General features: G+C 41.5%; 19 protein-coding genes. 8 read left to right on the top strand and 11 right to left on the bottom strand.

Features of this window, described 5'->3' with window-relative positions; genetic code table 11:
• The first annotated feature begins 2 nt into the window (after positions 1–2).
• The 6 genes from MKP07_RS27495 to MKP07_RS27470 all read left to right on the top strand — a co-directional run bounded on the left by MKP07_RS27495 (position 3) and on the right by MKP07_RS27470 (position 6,387).
• Positions 3–1,484: a ligand-binding sensor domain-containing protein gene (locus MKP07_RS27495; protein WP_240850431.1), complete on the top strand. Its 1,482-nt coding sequence runs from the start codon at positions 3–5 to the stop codon at positions 1,482–1,484.
• Entirely contained in the window at positions 1,445–2,653 is a 1,209-nt protein-coding gene (locus MKP07_RS27490; RefSeq protein ID WP_240850430.1) for a ligand-binding sensor domain-containing protein, read from the top strand. The genes MKP07_RS27495 and MKP07_RS27490 overlap by 40 nt, the downstream gene beginning before the upstream one ends.
• The gene (locus MKP07_RS27485; protein WP_240850429.1) at positions 2,566–3,198 is read left to right on the top strand and encodes a sensor histidine kinase; all 633 of its coding nucleotides are present in this window, start codon (positions 2,566–2,568) and stop codon (positions 3,196–3,198) included. Before MKP07_RS27490 ends, MKP07_RS27485 begins: the two co-directional genes overlap by 88 nt.
• Before the next feature lie 2 nt (positions 3,199–3,200).
• Positions 3,201–3,965, top strand: coding sequence for a response regulator transcription factor (locus tag MKP07_RS27480; protein WP_240850428.1), 765 nt, complete (start codon positions 3,201–3,203; stop codon positions 3,963–3,965).
• Between the two features lie 426 nt (positions 3,966–4,391).
• The gene (locus tag MKP07_RS27475) at positions 4,392–5,567 is read left to right on the top strand and encodes a Gfo/Idh/MocA family protein (protein WP_240850427.1); all 1,176 of its coding nucleotides are present in this window, start codon (positions 4,392–4,394) and stop codon (positions 5,565–5,567) included.
• Positions 5,568–5,634: 67 nt separating this feature from the next.
• On the top strand, positions 5,635–6,387 hold the full coding sequence (locus MKP07_RS27470; protein ID WP_240850426.1) for a 3-keto-disaccharide hydrolase: 753 nt from the start codon (positions 5,635–5,637) through the stop codon (positions 6,385–6,387).
• On the opposite strand, the gene MKP07_RS27465 is transcribed toward MKP07_RS27470, so the two are convergent.
• From MKP07_RS27465 to MKP07_RS27415, 11 genes are all read right to left on the bottom strand, one after another.
• A complete protein-coding gene (locus tag MKP07_RS27465; RefSeq protein WP_240850425.1) occupies positions 6,380–7,024 on the bottom strand; it encodes a chemotaxis protein CheB in 645 nt (214 codons plus the stop codon). The two genes, MKP07_RS27470 and MKP07_RS27465, sit on opposite strands and share 8 nt — an antisense overlap.
• On the bottom strand, positions 7,002–7,829 hold the full coding sequence (locus tag MKP07_RS27460) for a CheR family methyltransferase (protein ID WP_240850424.1): 828 nt from the start codon (positions 7,827–7,829) through the stop codon (positions 7,002–7,004). The genes MKP07_RS27465 and MKP07_RS27460 overlap by 23 nt, the downstream gene beginning before the upstream one ends.
• Complete coding sequence (locus tag MKP07_RS27455; RefSeq protein ID WP_240850423.1) at positions 7,826–8,203, bottom strand: response regulator; 378 nt, start codon at positions 8,201–8,203, stop codon at positions 7,826–7,828. The genes MKP07_RS27460 and MKP07_RS27455 overlap by 4 nt, the downstream gene beginning before the upstream one ends.
• A gap of 9 nt (positions 8,204–8,212) precedes the next feature.
• Positions 8,213–9,133 carry a response regulator gene (locus tag MKP07_RS27450; protein ID WP_240850422.1) on the bottom strand — a complete coding sequence of 307 codons (921 nt, stop codon included), beginning with the start codon at positions 9,131–9,133 and terminating at the stop codon, positions 8,213–8,215.
• Positions 9,130–9,444: a response regulator gene (locus MKP07_RS27445; RefSeq protein WP_240850421.1), complete on the bottom strand. Its 315-nt coding sequence runs from the start codon at positions 9,442–9,444 to the stop codon at positions 9,130–9,132. The genes MKP07_RS27450 and MKP07_RS27445 overlap by 4 nt, the downstream gene beginning before the upstream one ends.
• Before the next feature lie 17 nt (positions 9,445–9,461).
• A complete protein-coding gene (locus MKP07_RS27440; RefSeq protein WP_240850420.1) occupies positions 9,462–10,211 on the bottom strand; it encodes a sensor histidine kinase in 750 nt (249 codons plus the stop codon).
• A 32-nt stretch (positions 10,212–10,243) separates the two neighbouring features.
• Complete coding sequence (locus tag MKP07_RS27435) at positions 10,244–11,806, bottom strand: CHASE3 domain-containing protein (RefSeq protein ID WP_240850419.1); 1,563 nt, start codon at positions 11,804–11,806, stop codon at positions 10,244–10,246.
• Between the two features lie 5 nt (positions 11,807–11,811).
• A complete protein-coding gene (locus tag MKP07_RS27430; RefSeq protein WP_240850418.1) occupies positions 11,812–12,474 on the bottom strand; it encodes a sensor histidine kinase in 663 nt (220 codons plus the stop codon).
• Positions 12,471–12,698, bottom strand: coding sequence for a hypothetical protein (locus MKP07_RS27425; protein ID WP_240850417.1), 228 nt, complete (start codon positions 12,696–12,698; stop codon positions 12,471–12,473). Before MKP07_RS27425 ends, MKP07_RS27430 begins: the two co-directional genes overlap by 4 nt.
• A gap of 47 nt (positions 12,699–12,745) precedes the next feature.
• Positions 12,746–13,279 (bottom strand): response regulator, encoded by a 534-nt coding sequence (locus MKP07_RS27420; protein WP_240850416.1) that lies wholly within the window; start codon positions 13,277–13,279, stop codon positions 12,746–12,748.
• A gap of 230 nt (positions 13,280–13,509) precedes the next feature.
• Positions 13,510–13,962, bottom strand: a complete 453-nt coding sequence (locus MKP07_RS27415) for a PA2169 family four-helix-bundle protein (RefSeq protein ID WP_240850415.1) — start codon at positions 13,960–13,962, stop codon at positions 13,510–13,512.
• A 252-nt stretch (positions 13,963–14,214) separates the two neighbouring features.
• Here MKP07_RS27415 and MKP07_RS27410 point away from each other — a divergent pair, with 252 nt between their 5' ends.
• Both MKP07_RS27410 and MKP07_RS27405 read left to right on the top strand, forming a co-directional pair.
• Entirely contained in the window at positions 14,215–14,487 is a 273-nt protein-coding gene (locus tag MKP07_RS27410; protein ID WP_240850414.1) for a hypothetical protein, read from the top strand.
• 14 nt (positions 14,488–14,501) lie between these two features.
• Entirely contained in the window at positions 14,502–15,986 is a 1,485-nt protein-coding gene (locus MKP07_RS27405; RefSeq protein WP_240851099.1) for a heparinase II/III domain-containing protein, read from the top strand.
• The last annotated feature ends 332 nt before the right edge of the window (positions 15,987–16,318 follow it).

Genomic DNA, 16,318 nt, shown 5'->3' with positions numbered 1-16,318 from the left:
ATTTGGATCAACGAATTATGCGCCGTTTCTATTATTTTATTACTGCCCTTCTCTTGCTAAAGCTTACAACTCTATCCTGCTACGGACAATATTATTTTAAGCACTACCAGGTGGATGACGGCCTGGTGCATAATGCAGTAATTACCATTCTCCAGGATCGTAAGGGGCTAATATGGATGGGAACACGCGGCGGTGGATTAAACCGATTTGATGGCTACACTTTTAAATCATTTAACAATAAAAGCAGCAAGCTCGGAAATATTGGTAATAATATTATTACCGCAATTGTTGAAGACACCAGGGGCATGTTATGGATAGGTACGGGGAAGGGTATTTTCAAATACGACCCCTACCAGGAGGTTTTTACAGAACTTGAAATGCCATCGCAAAACTATATCAGTCATCTTGTAATTGATAATAGAGATAATCTATGGTTTTTATCAGGATACCGCCTTCATCAATACGACCCGAAACGGGGTGAAGTAAGAGACTTAAATGTATCGGCTTCCTGTATTGCGCTGGACAAACAAATGAATTTATGGGTTGGCAATGATGATGGCATGATAGGTATGTATCAGTCTGATAAAAAACCAATCAGCTATCAGAGCATGGTGGATCAGAAAGTACCCAGGGATTTGCGCTCCATCAGTAAAATATATGCCATGAATGACCAGGAGCTAATGATTGGCTGCTTTAAACAAGGATTAAAAACTTACAATATAAAAACCGGTAAGGTAAACGCGTTACCCCTCACTCAGGATAAACATGCGTCCATTTATGTTAGAGATATTATCAGGGGCTCGGGTCAGCAATACTGGGTGGCAACAGAATCGGGAATATATATTTATGATAAAGTGAGTAATAAGCTAGAACATTTGCGTAAACGAGCGGGCGACCCTTACGCTATTGCAGATAATGCTGTTTATACTTTTTGCAAGGATAACCAGGAAGGTATGTGGATCGGCACCTATTTTGGTGGATTAAATTACTACTCAAAAGAAAATGCGAAAATTAAAAAGTATTATCCGCTGCCTGGTACTAATTCTATTTCGGGGGATGCTGTGAGGGAAATTGTGCCTGACGGCAAAGGTAATTTGTGGATAGGTACCGAAGATGCGGGTATCAACAAATTCACTCCTTCAACGGGGCAGTTTGTGAATTATACAGCAACTGGAAAGCCTGGAGACATTTCATATCCAAACATACACGGATTACTGGCTTTGGGGAATCAACTTTTCGTGGGGCCGTTCTTTCACGGCCTGGAAATTCTGAATATGCAAACCGGGAAGGTTACCGGCAGGTTTCCGCTTGTTGGAGATAGCAGTAATAAAAGCGACTTTGTTTCCAGCATCTACCTTACAAAAGATAGCACCTTATTGGTGGGTACAGCCTACCATGGCTCCAGTTTATTTACTTATAACCAGCAAAAAAAACTTTCGATCCCGTGTCTCAAATCCCGTTCAATGTATACACATTTGATATAAAGGAAGACAGCCAGGGAAATATATGGACAGGCTCCGTATCGCAGGGAGCATTCTTTTATAATCCCAAAACAGGTAAGCAAGGCAATATACGTTTTGGTAACAAGGTAAAAGATAAAATCATTGATGAGTTTGCAGTTTACAACATAATGGAAGATAGCGACCACAACATGTGGTTTGCTACTAATGGCGGTGGGCTGATAAGACTGAATAAGGACCATCAATCCTTTAAAAGATTTACTGTAAAAGACGGCTTGCTAAGCAACGTTGTTTTCAGCATTCTCGAAGACCAATCGAACCGGTTATGGATAAGTTCATTAAAAGGGCTTGTATGCATGGATAAAAAAACGGGAAAAATTTGTGTTTACACCCGTTCTAACGGTCTTATTACCGATCAGTTCAATTATAGTTCTGCCCATAAAGATGTTGATGGTACATTATATTTTGGTTCTGTGAAAGGTTTGATTTCGTTTAATCCCTCAGAGCTGGGACAAAAGCTGGTAAGTCCTCCCACCTACATTACGGGTTTCAGGGTGAACAGTAAAGAAATGGTAGCCAATGAAGCGAATAGTCCTTTGAAACGCTCAATCTTGTATACAGATACAATCGTGCTATCTTATAACCAGAATAATTTCAGCATTGAGTTTGCTGCGTTAAACTATGCATCGCCCGATGTTACCCGTTACAAATTCAGGATGGCAGGTTTGGATAACTCATGGACTTATCTGAATACCAACCGTGATGTTTATTTTACTGATCTGGCGCCAGGCAATTACACATTCGTTGTTCAGGCCGAAAGCAATACAGGTAACTGGATTGGAAAGGAAAAGCATCTGTTTATTAAGATCCATCCCCCGTTCTGGAAGAGTAATCTTGCTTACCTGGTTTATGTGCTCCTGTTAGCTGCCACTTTCTATTTTTCCATTCGCTATTACCGTAATTACCTTGAGCGAAAAAACCACAACCGGTTGGTGCTTTTTGAGCATGAGAAAGAAAAGGAGATTTACCAGGCCAAAATAGAGTTCTTTACCAATATAGCGCATGAGATACAAACACCCCTTACCTTGATTATGGGCCCCATTAAATGGGTGGTAAAGAAAGTAGAAAACCAGCCAGACATCAAAAAAGCCTTGTTCTGGCAGAGAGAAATGCGCACCGGCTGGCCGAACTAACCAGTCAATTGCTCGATTTCAGGAAAACCGAAGCCGACCAGTTTGGTTTAAGCTTTGTAAAAGCAGATATCTCAGCACTGCTAACAGAGCAGATTAATAACTTCAGGCAGGAAGCAATAAAAAACGGGGTACAATTGAATATAGAACTGCCTCAAGAATCCATCGTTGCTTTTGTAGATATTGAAGCCCTGGTTAAGATTTTTACCAATCTGCTGTCGAACGCCATAAAATATGCAGCTACGAACGTTAAAGTGATCGCCCTCCCTGCTCCTGCGACAGAAGATCATTTTGCCATTCAATTTATAAATGACGGAAAAGGTATTCCCCTGGAGTTCCGGGATCGGATATTTGAACCCTTCTTCCGGGTTCGTGGTAATGAAAAACCTGGCACAGGTATCGGTTTGTCACTGGCCAAATCATTGGCCGACCTACATCATGGAAGCATTCATTTAACCTCAGGTGAAACCAATTTAATTATCTTCGAGCTAAAACTACCAATAAGGCAAAAGATTGAATTTAAATTAAGCAGCTGGAAAAAGAAGTAGTAATGACAGAAAGCATATTGATTATTGATGATAACGAGGATATCCTGGAATTCCTGTCCCAGGTATTGGGGGACAGCTATAACCTTCACCTGGCCGCCAATGGAGAAATTGCCCAGAATATTCTTGATAACGAAACCGTGCATCTGATCGTATCAGATATTATGATGCCCGGCATTGATGGATTTGAACTTTGCAGGTTGATCAAATCGAAAGTTGAATATTGTCATATTCCGATTATTTTGTTAACTGCAAAAAATACGCACAAAGCGCATATTGAAGGTTTAGAAGTAGGCGCCGACGCCTATATACAAAAACCCTTTTCACCGGAGCTATTACAGGTGCAGATTTCTAATCTCTTAAAAAACCGGCTGAAAATAAAAGAACATTTTGCCAGCTCTCCTTTTGAAGATGTGCGAGTAATGGCACACTCTAAAACGGACGAAGTTTTTCTGAAAAAGCTGGATGATTATATAAAGACAAATATTAAGAACCCCAATATAGACATAGATGACCTGGCTGAACATGTGTTCATGAGTCGTACTACTTTTTACCGGAAAATAAAATCATTATCATCTTTATCGCCCAAAGAGTTGATAGATATTACCCGACTGAAAACTGCAGCGAGCCTTATTGCCCAGAACGAATTTTCCCTGTTCAATATATCAAAAATGGTGGGCTATAGTTCGCAAAGCCTTTTCAGCAGAAATTTCCAGAAATACTTCAAAGTATCCCCCATCGAATACCTGAATTCATTGCCCCGCGAATAGCAGAGAAGTCCTCAAAATGCAAAAAAGCCTGTTCAATGATTTGTTTATTCGTTCCAATAAACAGCTTCATTTTAGCGGTAACGATATGTATTTCAATTAAATACATTAGAACATATAAGAAAGGTATGGCCGAATTGTTAATTTGCTAAAGTGTTTTTACTAATTTCATTGCAAATTGTTTGCATGCCATAAGTATAAATGCAGCACAATTGCCATGTTATTGATTACTCAAAACTCTTATAAGTTCAATGAAAAAATCACGTCGCAATTTTATCAGGCAGGCTTCTATAGCGGTGCGGTGTTCTGGTATCCAATAGTGTATTCAGCGCTAAGAGCTATGATAGAATTTTAGGCTCGAATGACCGGGTGCGTGTTGGCGTAGTTGGTTTTTCTGACCGTCATCGCTCCTCTCACATGCCTTGTTTTATGAATCACTACAAGGAGCTCAATTTTGAAGTGGTTGGAGTTTCGGATATATGGAAACTGAGGCGTGAACAGGGCGCTGCCATGTGGAAACAAAAAATGGGTAATGAAGTAAAAGCCTATCGTAATAATGAAGAGTTATATGGAAGCAAAACGGTTGATGCCGTGTTTATTGGCACAGCTGATTTTCAACACGCATTACATACCATTGAGGCAGTAAAAGCGGGTTGTGATGCTTATGTAGAAAAGCCTTTTGCAGAAACGATGGAAGATAATAAGGCGGCATTAAAAGCGGTAAAAGAAACCGGTAAGATCGTGCAGATCGGCTCACAACGTCGTAGCGGCACCAATTATCATGCAGCTAATGACTTTATAAAATCCGGGCAGTTTGGTCCTATTACTATGGTAGAACTAACATGGAACGTAAATCAGCCCGGACGCTGGCGTCGCCCTGAATTATTGAAAGAGTTAAAGGAGCAGGATACTGACTGGAAACGCTTTATCATGAACCGGCCTTTTGAAAAATTTGATCCCCGCATCTACCTGGAATATCGTTTATTCTGGCCATATTCATCCGGCCTTCCCGGCCAGTGGATGAGCCACCAGATAGACACGGTGCATTGGTTTACCGGGTTAAAGCATCCACGCAGTGTGGTAGCCAATGGAGGCATTTATCAATGGAAGGATGGCAGGAGAAACTGGGATACCTTGTTGGCGGCGTTTGATTATGGACCATTGGATGACTTGTCTAAAGGCTTCCAGGTAACTTTCGGATCGAGAATGCACAATGGTGACGAACGCCCGGCTGAGATCTATTATTCGAATGGTGGCGAGCTCAATCTGATCACCAATAAAATATCTCCACAAGGAGGTCTTACAGAGAAGATGGCGGCTGCGATGGGTATGAAAGCAAACCTCTTACCTAAAATCAGCTTGCCTAATAACGAGCAGGTGGTAGCTTCGGCTAATACAGGAGGTGATATTCTTACCTCCAACCACGTACGCAACTGGATGGAATGCATCCGTAGCAGAAAGCAACCGAACGCACCTGTGGAAGCGGGTTACAGCCATAGCATTGCCAATATTATGACTACAGCAGCTGCACATACAGGCGCCAAAGCCACTTTTGACGAAAAGACACAGGAAGTAATGGTAAATGGTAAAGTATTTAAATACTAACGATCAATAAACAGTCTCTATTTATTCCATAACAGTATAAAACAGATATATAACAGGATCAAATATTATGAAAATCAGGAAAATTTTTACTACATCCGCTTTAGCCCTTTTACTTTTAGGTTCAGGTAATTTTTTAAATGCACAGGTAAATACGCTTACCTCTAAAGAGAAGAAAGCCGGCTGGAAATTATTATTCGATGGTAAAACCAATAAGGGATGGAGAAGTGCCAAAAGCGATACCTTCCCTACTTCTGCCAATGGCTGGATTATTAAGGATGGTTTATTAACCATACAATCTTCGGATGGAGCAGAGTCTCAAAACGCAGGCGATATTGTAACTACTAATCAGTATGGTGCATTTGAACTGAGTTTTGATTTTAAACTAACCCGGGGCGCTAATAGTGGTGTTAAGTATTTTGTTACCTTAAAAGAGCAAACCGGTTTATCTGCTATTGGGTTAGAATACCAGATACTGGATGACGCTGTACACCCAGATGCCAAACTCGGTCGTGCCGGTAATCGTACACTGGCTTCGCTTTATGATTTGAAAACTTCTACAAAAGAAGGCGCCACACATGCTATTGGAGAATGGAACACCGGAAAAGTAATCGTATACCCTAATAATCATGTTGAGCATTGGCTAAACGGTGTAAAAGTACTGGAGTATGAACGTAAGTCTCCTGAGTTTAAAGAACTGGTTAAGATCAGCAAGTATAAAAACTGGAAGAATTTCGGGGAGGCAGATAAGGGACATATCCTGTTACAGGATCACGGAAACGAAGTAAGCTATCGAAATATAAAGATCAGGGAAATCAAATAAAATTGTATAAGAGCAACTCATTAAGGTTGCTCTTTTTATTAAGCCTATTGATGAAGAAGGCCATTTGTGCAGGCTTTAAAACTGCATCCGCTTCAAGGTTGAGCAGTGTTTGTTTGGGCATATAACCAAATTCAGCCGAAACGGGATCCTGTACCAATACCAATCCCTTATACTGTTCAATGCATCTAAGTCCCTCCATCCCATCAGCATTAGCACCCGACAGAAGTAAGCCTGCAGTATGTTGTTTAAATAAAACTGCAGCCGACTGAAAGCTTACATCAATGGAAGGCCTGGAATAATTGATTTTTTCCGAACTATCCAGGGCTATTTGTCCTTTATTTTCTAATAAAAGATGGTAATCTGCCGGAGCCAGGTAAATGCAGCCATTATTCAGGATCATTTTATCTTCCACTTCAAACAGTGGTAAACTACTGTGAAATTGAAGCAGCTCGCTCAAATTACTTTCAGGATGAGCCTTGCGGTGTAATATGATGATAACAGGGAACGAAAGTTCTTTATCCAGTTGGGGTATTATCTCCAGCAGCACACTAATGCTACCTGCAGAGCCACCGATCAGCAATATTTCTGTAGCAGGCTTATCAGGTAACGGTATGCTATTTAACTGGTTTTCTTCCATATTTTTTCCCAGACAATTGTTTGTATTTAGACTCTACCACAGAGTGTCTCAGTGTTTCTTTAGAACCCAGCGCCAGGAATCCGAATGTTTGAAGGCTGTCGTCAAAAAGCTTCAATACCTTGCTTTGAAGATCTTTATCAAAATAGATCAATACATTCCTGCATAAAATAAGCTGAAACTCATTGAAAGAAGAATCTGACACCAGGTTATGCGTGGAGAAGATCATCTTCTCACTTAATGCTTCATCAAACTTTACGACATCATATCGTGACAAATAATACGATGAGAAATCTTCTGTACCGCCGGATAACATGTAATTTTCCGAATATTGTTTTATAGGCCCGGCCTGGAAGATGCCGCGGGATGCTTTTTCTATAACGCCCGGGTTAATATCGGTAGCATAAATCAGCGATTTATGATAAAGCTTTGCCTCTTTTAAAAGTATGGCGACAGAATAAGCTTCTTCCCCGGTAGAGCAGCCCGCCACCCACACGCGAATAAACGGATGGGTACCTAGTGTGGGCAATATATGGTCCCGCAGGGTTTTATAGAAACCAGGATCGCGAAACATTTCGGTTACGTTGACTGTAACCTCTTCAATAAAGCGCGTAAGGTAGGCAGGGTCTTTGGTGATCCTGTATCTTAATTCAGCAAAGCTGGTGAATTTATCCAGCATACAAATACGGTTCAAACGCCTTCTCAAAGACGATCGCGTGTATTGCGTAAAGTCATAATCGTACAGGTCTGCAATATCCCTGAGCAACAATTCCATTTCCTCATCCCTTATAATATCCGGTTCAATCATCTATACCATTTTTCAATCATATCCAATAATTGGTCCACATTGATAGGTTTGGAAATATATCCATTAGCACCAGCTTGCAGGCATTTTTCCCTGTCGCCGCTCATAGCGTTAGCTGTCACTGCAATAATGGGAACATCAGGGTACTCATCCGTAGCTCGTATAATCCTTATTGTTTCATAACCATCCATTTCAGCCATCATCATATCCATCAACACCAGGCCAATAGCCTTATCGGTTCGAAGTATTTGTAAACCTTCGGCAGCGGTATTGCAGGACAGATAGTTAAATTTTCTGGCCTTGAGCGTAAGCTCCAGCGCAAAAATATTACGACTGTCATCATCAATGATAAGGATAGGTTTTTCTTTATTGTGCATGATGGACCTTTAGTTTTCGTACAACCAAACTCTTAGCAGGGATAACAGCTGGTCTTTATCAACCGGTTTGGAAATATAATCGGAAGCCCCGGCCCTAATGCATCGTTCCCTATCACCCGTCATTGCTTTCGCCGTTACCGCAATAATGGGAAGTTTAGCATATTCCGGCTTACTACGGATGCGTTGTATTGTTTCATATCCATCCATTTCCGGCATCATCATGTCCATTAATATGATCGATGTTTCAGGATGGGCTTCCAGTTGCATTAATGCCTCTTTACCATCAATGGTAGAAACCACGTTCATTTGATACTGCTCTAATGTTTTTGTAAGCGAAAATATATTTCGCACATCATCATCAGCAACTAAAACTGTCTTGTCTTTCAATACCTCATTTAACGACCCCAGCTTATTGATCTTGCGTTTTTCGACCGACGGATTATGCTCTTCTACCAAATGCAGGAACAGACCTACCTCGTCTAATATGCGCTGAAAAGAATGTGCCGTCTTAATAACGATTGAGTCGGCATACTGTTTAATTTTAAGCTCTTCGGCATGAGAAAGATTTTTGCCGGTAAAAATAATAATGGGCAGATCCTCCAGCCCCTGCTTTTGTTTGATCGCTTCAAGGGTTTCATACCCTGTTTTGTCAGGAATACCCATATCCAGTATCACACAGTTTACTTTATCGGACATGAGTGCCGAAATACTATCGTCTACATTATCTTTTATTTCAGAAACGATATTGAAGTTGCTGAGGAAATAAGATAAAGCGGTAGCATGTTTGGGGTTTTCTTCAACAATCAGCACTTTTTTAGGATAGCCTGTTAAAGCATCTTCTATCTTCCGGAAGATCTTGCTGATCTGTTCAAGTGCAACAGGCTTATTAATAAAGTCGATAGCACCTTTTAGCAGGCTTTCTTTTTTCACTTCCAGGAAGACATGATATGCACGGGTATATGACGAGTCCTGGGGTTGGTTTTGATTTCATCCATCACCTGCCAGCCATCTTTCACAGGTAATTGGATGTCCAGCAGGATAGCTGATGGCCTGTACTGCAGGGCCGCAGGCGCAGCCATATCTCCTCTTACAATAATAACACCTTTATATCCCCGCTGGTGCGTATACTTCAATAATGCTTTTGCAAAATTGGTATCGTCTTCAACAATTAAAATAACTTTGTCTGTGGGGTCGATATTGCCTCGGTCATCTGGCACATCTTCGGGTATTTCTGTAACCACCAGGTTGCTGGTATTGATCAGCGCCGCGCGTCTTCTACCAGATTCGCTGCAACGGTTTCTGTTTTATTTTCCGGAAGAGATTTGACGCCTGTAGCATTTTTAGATCTTGGAATAATAAAACTAAAAGCGCTTCCGGTACCTAATGCGCTGGCTACCGTTATTTCGCCTCCCAGTAAGCGGGCCAACTCCCTGCTAATCGAAAGTCCCAATCCCGTACCACCAAACTTCCGGCGGGTAGAGCCATCGGCCTGTTGAAAAGCCTCGAAAATGATCTTTTGATTTTCTGCGCTAATCCCTATACCGGTATCTTCCACTAAAAACTGAACGTGATCAGCATCGTTCGCTGCAGGTTTAATTTTTAAGGTAACTGAACCTTGCGTAGTAAACTTAAGCGCATTGGAAAGTAGGTTCCTCAGTACCTGTTCCAGCCTTAGCTTATCTGTAAAAATATCTTTACCCGCTTCATCAGGATACAAATCTATAGTGAAGTCTAAACCCTTTTCTCTCGCTACAGGTGAGAACAAGTTCTGCAGATCATTTTTAAGCACTGACAGTGGAACCGAGCCGAGTTCCAGTTCCATTTTACCCGCTTCTATTTTCGACAGGTCGAGAATTTCATCAATTAAACTCAACAAGCTCGATCCTGAACTTTGAATAACCCTGGCCGATTCCACCTGGTCTTCATTCAAATTATCATCACCATTTTCCACCATCAACCTTGATAATAAAAGGATAGAGTTAAGTGGCGTACGAAGTTCGTGGGACATATTTGCCAGGAACTCCGATTTATACCGGGTACTTAGTGCCAGTTCTTCTGCTTTTTCTGTACCTCAAGGTTGCGGCTGGCAATCAGTTCGTTCTTTTCTTCCAATAACCGGGACCGTTCTTCCAGTTCCTGGTTAGATTGTAGTAGCTCCTCCTGCTGAACGCGCAATTCTTCTTCCGAAGCCTGCAGCTTTTGTGTCTGCGCTTCCAGTTCGGTATTCAGGTTTTCGAGTTCTGAGTGTTGGGTTTGCAACTCTTCTGACTGAGCCTGCGTTTCTTCCAATAATGTCTGCACCTGCTTCCGGGCCTTAGCAGCCAATATTTCAAGGGTAATAATCCTGGCGGCTTCCTGGTAAAAATCAAGATCGGCTTCTTCAAATGAATGGGCTGCACCTAATTCTATTACTCCAAAACATTGGCCTTTGGCCAGTAGCGGCAGCCAGATGAGGTTGTGGACTTTCACAGCTCCTGCAGAAGTACCCACAGTAAAATCTGTTTCGGACAGATTGGTTAATTGACGCATCGCCCGGTCGTTAAATACCTGCCCCACAATGCCCTCCCCAGGAGCATATTGCTGCTTCATATAGTCTTCGAGGCCGTAGGCACTTCGCAGGTGAAGGCTGCCTGTATCTAAGAGATAAATAGCTCCATTTAAACAATCTCCGTATTGAACCAGGTGGGCAAGTGCCTCCTTTGCAATAACCTGCTCTGATTTATTTCCTGTTGTTATCTCGTTCAGGTTCACCAGGCCGGCCTGCTTCCATTCATTACTATTGATCTCGTCAAAAGATTCCTGTAAGGAGGCTGCCATTGTATTCAACGATACGCCTATGCTCCCCAGCTCGTCCTGTTCTTCATCGTTAACCCGAACAGAAAAATCACCGGACGATATCTTCTGCGCGATGTGTTGAATAATATTAAGGCGCTTTGATATATCTTCATCTTTTTGCTTCAGGGCCTTTTGCATCTGCTCCCTCTTCTTAAACTCTTCACGTATCTGCAGATAAAAGTACAGGGTAATAAAGATCGATATCAGTGCGGCGGCAACGATGAATATGGAGGTGGTATTGGAACTTCTGTGCATCTTCTCGTTTCTGACTTGCAGCAATGCCGATTCTACATCTGTAAAACGCGCAATCATCGTTCTGCAGGCGTCCATAATTTGCTTGCCCCGCACCAGCTGATCTACTCTAATAATCGTTCCTTCATTTTTGAGCGCGATCAATCGTTCCAATAAATGAAGACTGCTATCCACCAATACATGTATACTATCCACACGCTCTACCTGTTGTGGATTATCTTGTACCAGGTTGCGCGCTTTTTCCAGGGCCGTGGGAAGCGATTTTACACTCTGGTAATATGGATCAAGAAAACTGTAGGTACCAGTAAGCAGAAATCCCCTCAGCCCGGTTTCAGCGTTCTGCAGATCCATTAAAATTTGGTTGGCCGACCGCATGGTGCGTTGCGTATGCATCACCTGTGTTCTGCTGTTGATCTGCTCTTTTATACTTATATAGGAGGCTGATGAGCTCAGCAACAAGATAAGCAGCGAGATACCAAATCCGACCTGTAGTTTTCTGATAAGCTTTTTAGACATATTTTTTAGCTGGTTGGCAGTGTAAAATAAAATGTGGCTCCTTCACCCAGGGTCGATTCAACACCATAAGTACCATTATGCTGTTTTATGATTTCAGCACATATATATAGGCCAATACCAAGTCCCTGGAATTGTACCGAAGATTCTTCTACACGGTAGAATTTGGTAAATACATTCTTCTTCTTATGATCGGGAATCCCAATTCCAAAATCCTGTACACCTATATAAATATGGTCTTTTTCTACACTGGTATGCAATACAACTTTCTCGGCTCCCGGTGAATATTTAATGGCATTGGTAAAGAAATTGATCAGTATCTGCTCTATACGGAAAGCATCCCCATTAATTTCTTTTGCGATCAGAGCCCCTTGCCTTTCGACTTTTAAACCGGGCTGGGCGCTGGTATACTGGATCGTTTCAATAACTCCCGAAATCAGCTGCTCTAAATCAAACGGCTTCTTATTAATCTTTAGTTTTCCATTTTCTATCTTGGAAACATCCAGCAGATCATTAATAAGCCCGTCCAGTTTAGAAACCTGGTCGTGAGCGCGATGTATGTAGGTAGCGACCTTACTTTCCGGCTGCTTATTTTCCATGCGTTCTATCAACTGTATATACGCCTTGATACTGGTAAGCGGCGTTTTCAATTCATGACTGGCTATGCTCAAAAACTCATCTTTTTTCTTTCCTCCTGTTTTTGATCATCTATATCTGTAAAAGTGCCTACCCAGTTTTTAATACCGGTTTCATCTTTAACCGGTATAATTCTTAACAAATGGAAACGGAACAAGCCTGATTGAAGCTGGCGAATACGAACTTCCACTTCCTGGGGCTGCAAACGCTTCATACAGGTGCTCCAGATCATGTCCATGGTTGTATCTTCCGGATGCACTTCAGGGAATGTTGTAGCGCTGGCGGCATATTCAAACCAGTTTTTATTTACAAAAAAACATTCCCAAATGCGTCTGCCCGAAATGCAATCTGGGGCAGGCTCTCCAATGTGGTATGTAGATGCTCTACTTTATCATTTAACTCCTGCTGAGCCTTTTTGCGCGCCTCTATTTCAGACTTTAGAATTTTTTGCGAATCGCTGAGCGCCAAAGTTTGCTCGTACAATCTATAAAAGGTTCTTACTTTTAAAATCAGTATGTCCGGGTCAACTGGTTTGGTTATATAATCTATACCCCCGGACGCATAGCCCTTTGTAATAAATTTTTTATCAGTATTAACGGCAGTTAAAAATATGATAGGTATTTCTTTGGTACGACTATAACCCGATAATGTTTCGGCAACTTCAAATCCATCAATACCGGGCATCTGCACATCCAGTATAATAAGTGCATAGTCATGTTTTAGTACTTTTTTAAGCGCTTCCTCACCAGATTGGGCGGTATCCACTTCAAAATCCCAGGATTTTAATAATTTATTCAGGGAATAAATATTCTCAATCTGGTCATCAACAATTAAAATCATGGGTCACTACAGCTTTGATATGTTTAGAAAAGCAAAACGCTATTATCCCAATCAGATGGGTATAGTTATCAGCCTTCGAAAATAATGAAAAACCATCTTTTCGTAGGAAATATAATAGCAATAATTCTACAAAACAGGCAGTTATACGTTATTTCTTGTTGCATATTATAAAAAAATATCTGAAATTCTGTACTATCCTTAACCCAATGTAGTGTTACATAAAATGCATATTAGCTCTTTTGCTCAGTCGCGGCTACTGCTCTGTCCAGTAGCTCCTTAATGGTATCATAGGATGCTTTCAGTATTGACTGTTGTTCTTCAATCAAAAGCTTTACACCGTCAGGCAAATCCTCACTTTCCAGTGCCTGTCGATAAGCTTGTTGAACAGCGCCTTCGCCCGTTTCGCAACTGCTTAAAATAGTACGCCTGCCACCCGCAGTTAAAATGGATTTAACACCCATCCATGCCCGGTACAATTTTCCCGTTACCAAAGCGCCTTTTGCAACTTCGCCATCATTAATGGTTACGATCGCTTCCAGCTCTGTTTTAAATTGCTTACTTTCTGCTATCATACCATCAAATAATGGCTTTAGCCCCTGCTCGTCATCTTCGTTTATTTCAACATTCGCCTTTTCATAACCTTCTATCCGATCATTATTGATCTTGATCAGATCATTGACCACATCAGCAACCGCTTCTTTTTTTCATAGTCGTCTATATACTTCATAATAGAAATTGAATCCGTTAATAAAAATCCTGGCTTTCAAATTTGCTCAACAACTATACCAAAGCAGGTAAATTAAAAAGGCAATCGTCTTTCTTTCAAACGATTACTTAAATTACCTCAAAGCTGTTTATATTTATAGATAACAATAGCAGCCCCTTTACAGGTTTACAGCTGCTCTTGCAACTCAACTCAAGAATAATAAAATATAATGTTTATAAAAGTCCTGACCCGGTTAATACATCGAAACAGCTATGTAAGTATACTATATGGGGCGATTTTTCTACACATCTTCCTCTTTTCTTTACCGGCTACGGCACAGCAAACTACCGGCAACCAGTCTTATAATTATTCAAAGGTTAGTGAGCATCCCAGGCTATTACTCAAAAAGGGTGAAGAACTACAGGTTCAGTCTTCCATATACAAAAACACCGAATTAAAAAAGGTGGACGGCTATATTCACCAGGTTTCAGATGTTTTTTAAATCAGCTGCCATTGGTGTTTAAAAAAGAAGAAGGTAAACGATTGCTGGCCGTATCAAGAGAGGCGCTCGCACGTTTGTTTTACCTGTCTTACAGCTTTCGGATGAGCGGAGATAAGAAGTATGTACAACGTGCTGAGCTGGAATTGAATGCCATTTGCAATTTTGAAAGCTGGAACCCCTCTCACTTTCTGGATGTAGGTGAAATGTGTATGGCGGTTGCCATTGCCTACGATTGGCTGTATGACCAGTTAAGCGAAAGCACCAAACAAAAGGTGCGCACGGCCATTGTAGAAAAAGCCTTTAAACCCTCGTACAATCAACAGCAAGCCTGGTTTCTTAATGCGCATAGCAATTGGAATTCTGTATGTAATGCCGGGCTTGTTTTTGGAGCGCTGGCTATATTGGATGAAGAGAAAGAAGCATCTATTGGAATCATAGAACGTTCACTCCAATCAAACCTACTGCCACTGAAAACATTTGCACCAGATGGCAATTATCCTGAAGGACCCGGTTACTGGAACTATGGCACCAGTTTTCAGGTACTATTATCGGCTGCGCTTGAAAGTGCGCTGGGTTCCGACAACGATCTATCGAAAGCACCCGGCTTTATGCAATCTGCTTATTACATGCTCTTTTCGCAGGGACCATCGGGTATTTATTATAATTACTATGATTGTGGTACTGCCGTAGCTCCCTCCCCGATTATGTTTTGGTTTGCCGAAAAGTTAAAGGAGCCTGCGCTGATCTATAACGAAATGTCACTTATTAAAAAGGGACGTTACACCAAAGAAGGAGCAGACGAAGATCGCATTCTGCCAGCTACTTTGATTTTCGCCAGGAGTATAAATCTCTCAGAGCCGCCTATACCTGACCAAAAAGTATATTCGGGGCAGGGCATTACGCCTGTGGCCATTGTTCGCACCAGTTGGAAGGATGACCAGGGTAAATACCTCGGCATTAAAGGAGGCAGCGCGGCCGATGGACACGCACACATGGACCAGGGTAGTTTTGTGTATGACGAAGCAGGCCTAAGATGGGCCATGGATTTCGGTATGCAAAGCTATATCACCCTGGAGTCAAAAGGCGTTGATCTCTGGAACATGAAACAAAACTCACCACGTTGGGATATATTCCGGTACAATAATCTTAACCATAATACGATCAGCATTAATAACCAGCGGCATAATGTAAAGGGCAAAGCCACACTGGTAAAAACCCTTGAAAAAGGAAAAGAATTGGGAGCTGTTATTGACCTTACACCAGCATTAAACCTCAACAATGAACTGCGCTCCGCTACCCGAAAAGCAGTTATTATCAACGAAGATTATTTACAGGTGGAAGATATTATTGAAGCCGGATCGGACAACACAGATATGCGATGGAATATGGTTACGCCTGCTACAGCTACCATTGTTAACGCTCATACCATTCGCCTTATGCAAAAAGGAAAAACCATGCAGGTAAGTTTTAAAAGCAATACCCCTTTAAGCTGGTTATAAGACCTTGTGAAAATCCCGAAGCCTATAAATGTGAGTATGGCGATTATAACTACGCCAGCTACAACCAGCTCAATAAAGGAACTATTATGATTGGCTTTGATGCAAATCTACCGGCTCATCAACAGGGTAAGTTTACCGTTACATTAAAAATGGATACGAAATAAGTGGGCACTATGAGGTATCAGTAGTAACAACTGCCTACTCAACGGTAAAGTAGACTTACTTAGATTAAGCAATTTACAAAAGCCACGGATACACAGATACTTTTATCATCCGAGGCATCCGTGGCTAGCTTTATTGGCTACGCCTATTGCTTATATACAATTGAAAAA

Origin of the sequence: Paraniabella hibiscisoli, from assembly GCF_022512515.1 — a bacterium.
Lineage (GTDB): Bacteria > Bacteroidota > Bacteroidia > Chitinophagales > Chitinophagaceae > Niabella > Niabella hibiscisoli.
Note: the sequence above shows the minus strand (reverse complement) of the source record. Positions and strands in the feature narration are given on the sequence as shown.

Excerpts from the sequence above, each read along its gene's own strand:
- MKP07_RS27485 (WP_240850429.1), top strand. The coding sequence starts at position 2,566 with ATGGGTGGTAAAGAAAGTAGAAAACCAGCCAGACATCAAAAAAGCCTT.
- MKP07_RS27480 (WP_240850428.1), top strand. The coding sequence starts at position 3,201 with ATGACAGAAAGCATATTGATTATTGATGATAACGAGGATATCCTGGAA.
- MKP07_RS27475 (WP_240850427.1), top strand. The coding sequence starts at position 4,392 with ATGAATCACTACAAGGAGCTCAATTTTGAAGTGGTTGGAGTTTCGGAT.
- MKP07_RS27470 (WP_240850426.1), top strand. The coding sequence starts at position 5,635 with ATGAAAATCAGGAAAATTTTTACTACATCCGCTTTAGCCCTTTTACTT.
- MKP07_RS27465 (WP_240850425.1), bottom strand. The coding sequence starts at position 7,024 with ATGGAAGAAAACCAGTTAAATAGCATACCGTTACCTGATAAGCCTGCT.
- MKP07_RS27460 (WP_240850424.1), bottom strand. The coding sequence starts at position 7,829 with ATGATTGAACCGGATATTATAAGGGATGAGGAAATGGAATTGTTGCTC.
- MKP07_RS27455 (WP_240850423.1), bottom strand. The coding sequence starts at position 8,203 with ATGCACAATAAAGAAAAACCTATCCTTATCATTGATGATGACAGTCGT.
- MKP07_RS27440 (WP_240850420.1), bottom strand. The coding sequence starts at position 10,211 with ATGTCCCACGAACTTCGTACGCCACTTAACTCTATCCTTTTATTATCA.
- MKP07_RS27435 (WP_240850419.1), bottom strand. The coding sequence starts at position 11,806 with ATGTCTAAAAAGCTTATCAGAAAACTACAGGTCGGATTTGGTATCTCG.
- MKP07_RS27420 (WP_240850416.1), bottom strand. The coding sequence starts at position 13,279 with ATGATTTTAATTGTTGATGACCAGATTGAGAATATTTATTCCCTGAAT.
- MKP07_RS27410 (WP_240850414.1), top strand. The coding sequence starts at position 14,215 with ATGTTTATAAAAGTCCTGACCCGGTTAATACATCGAAACAGCTATGTA.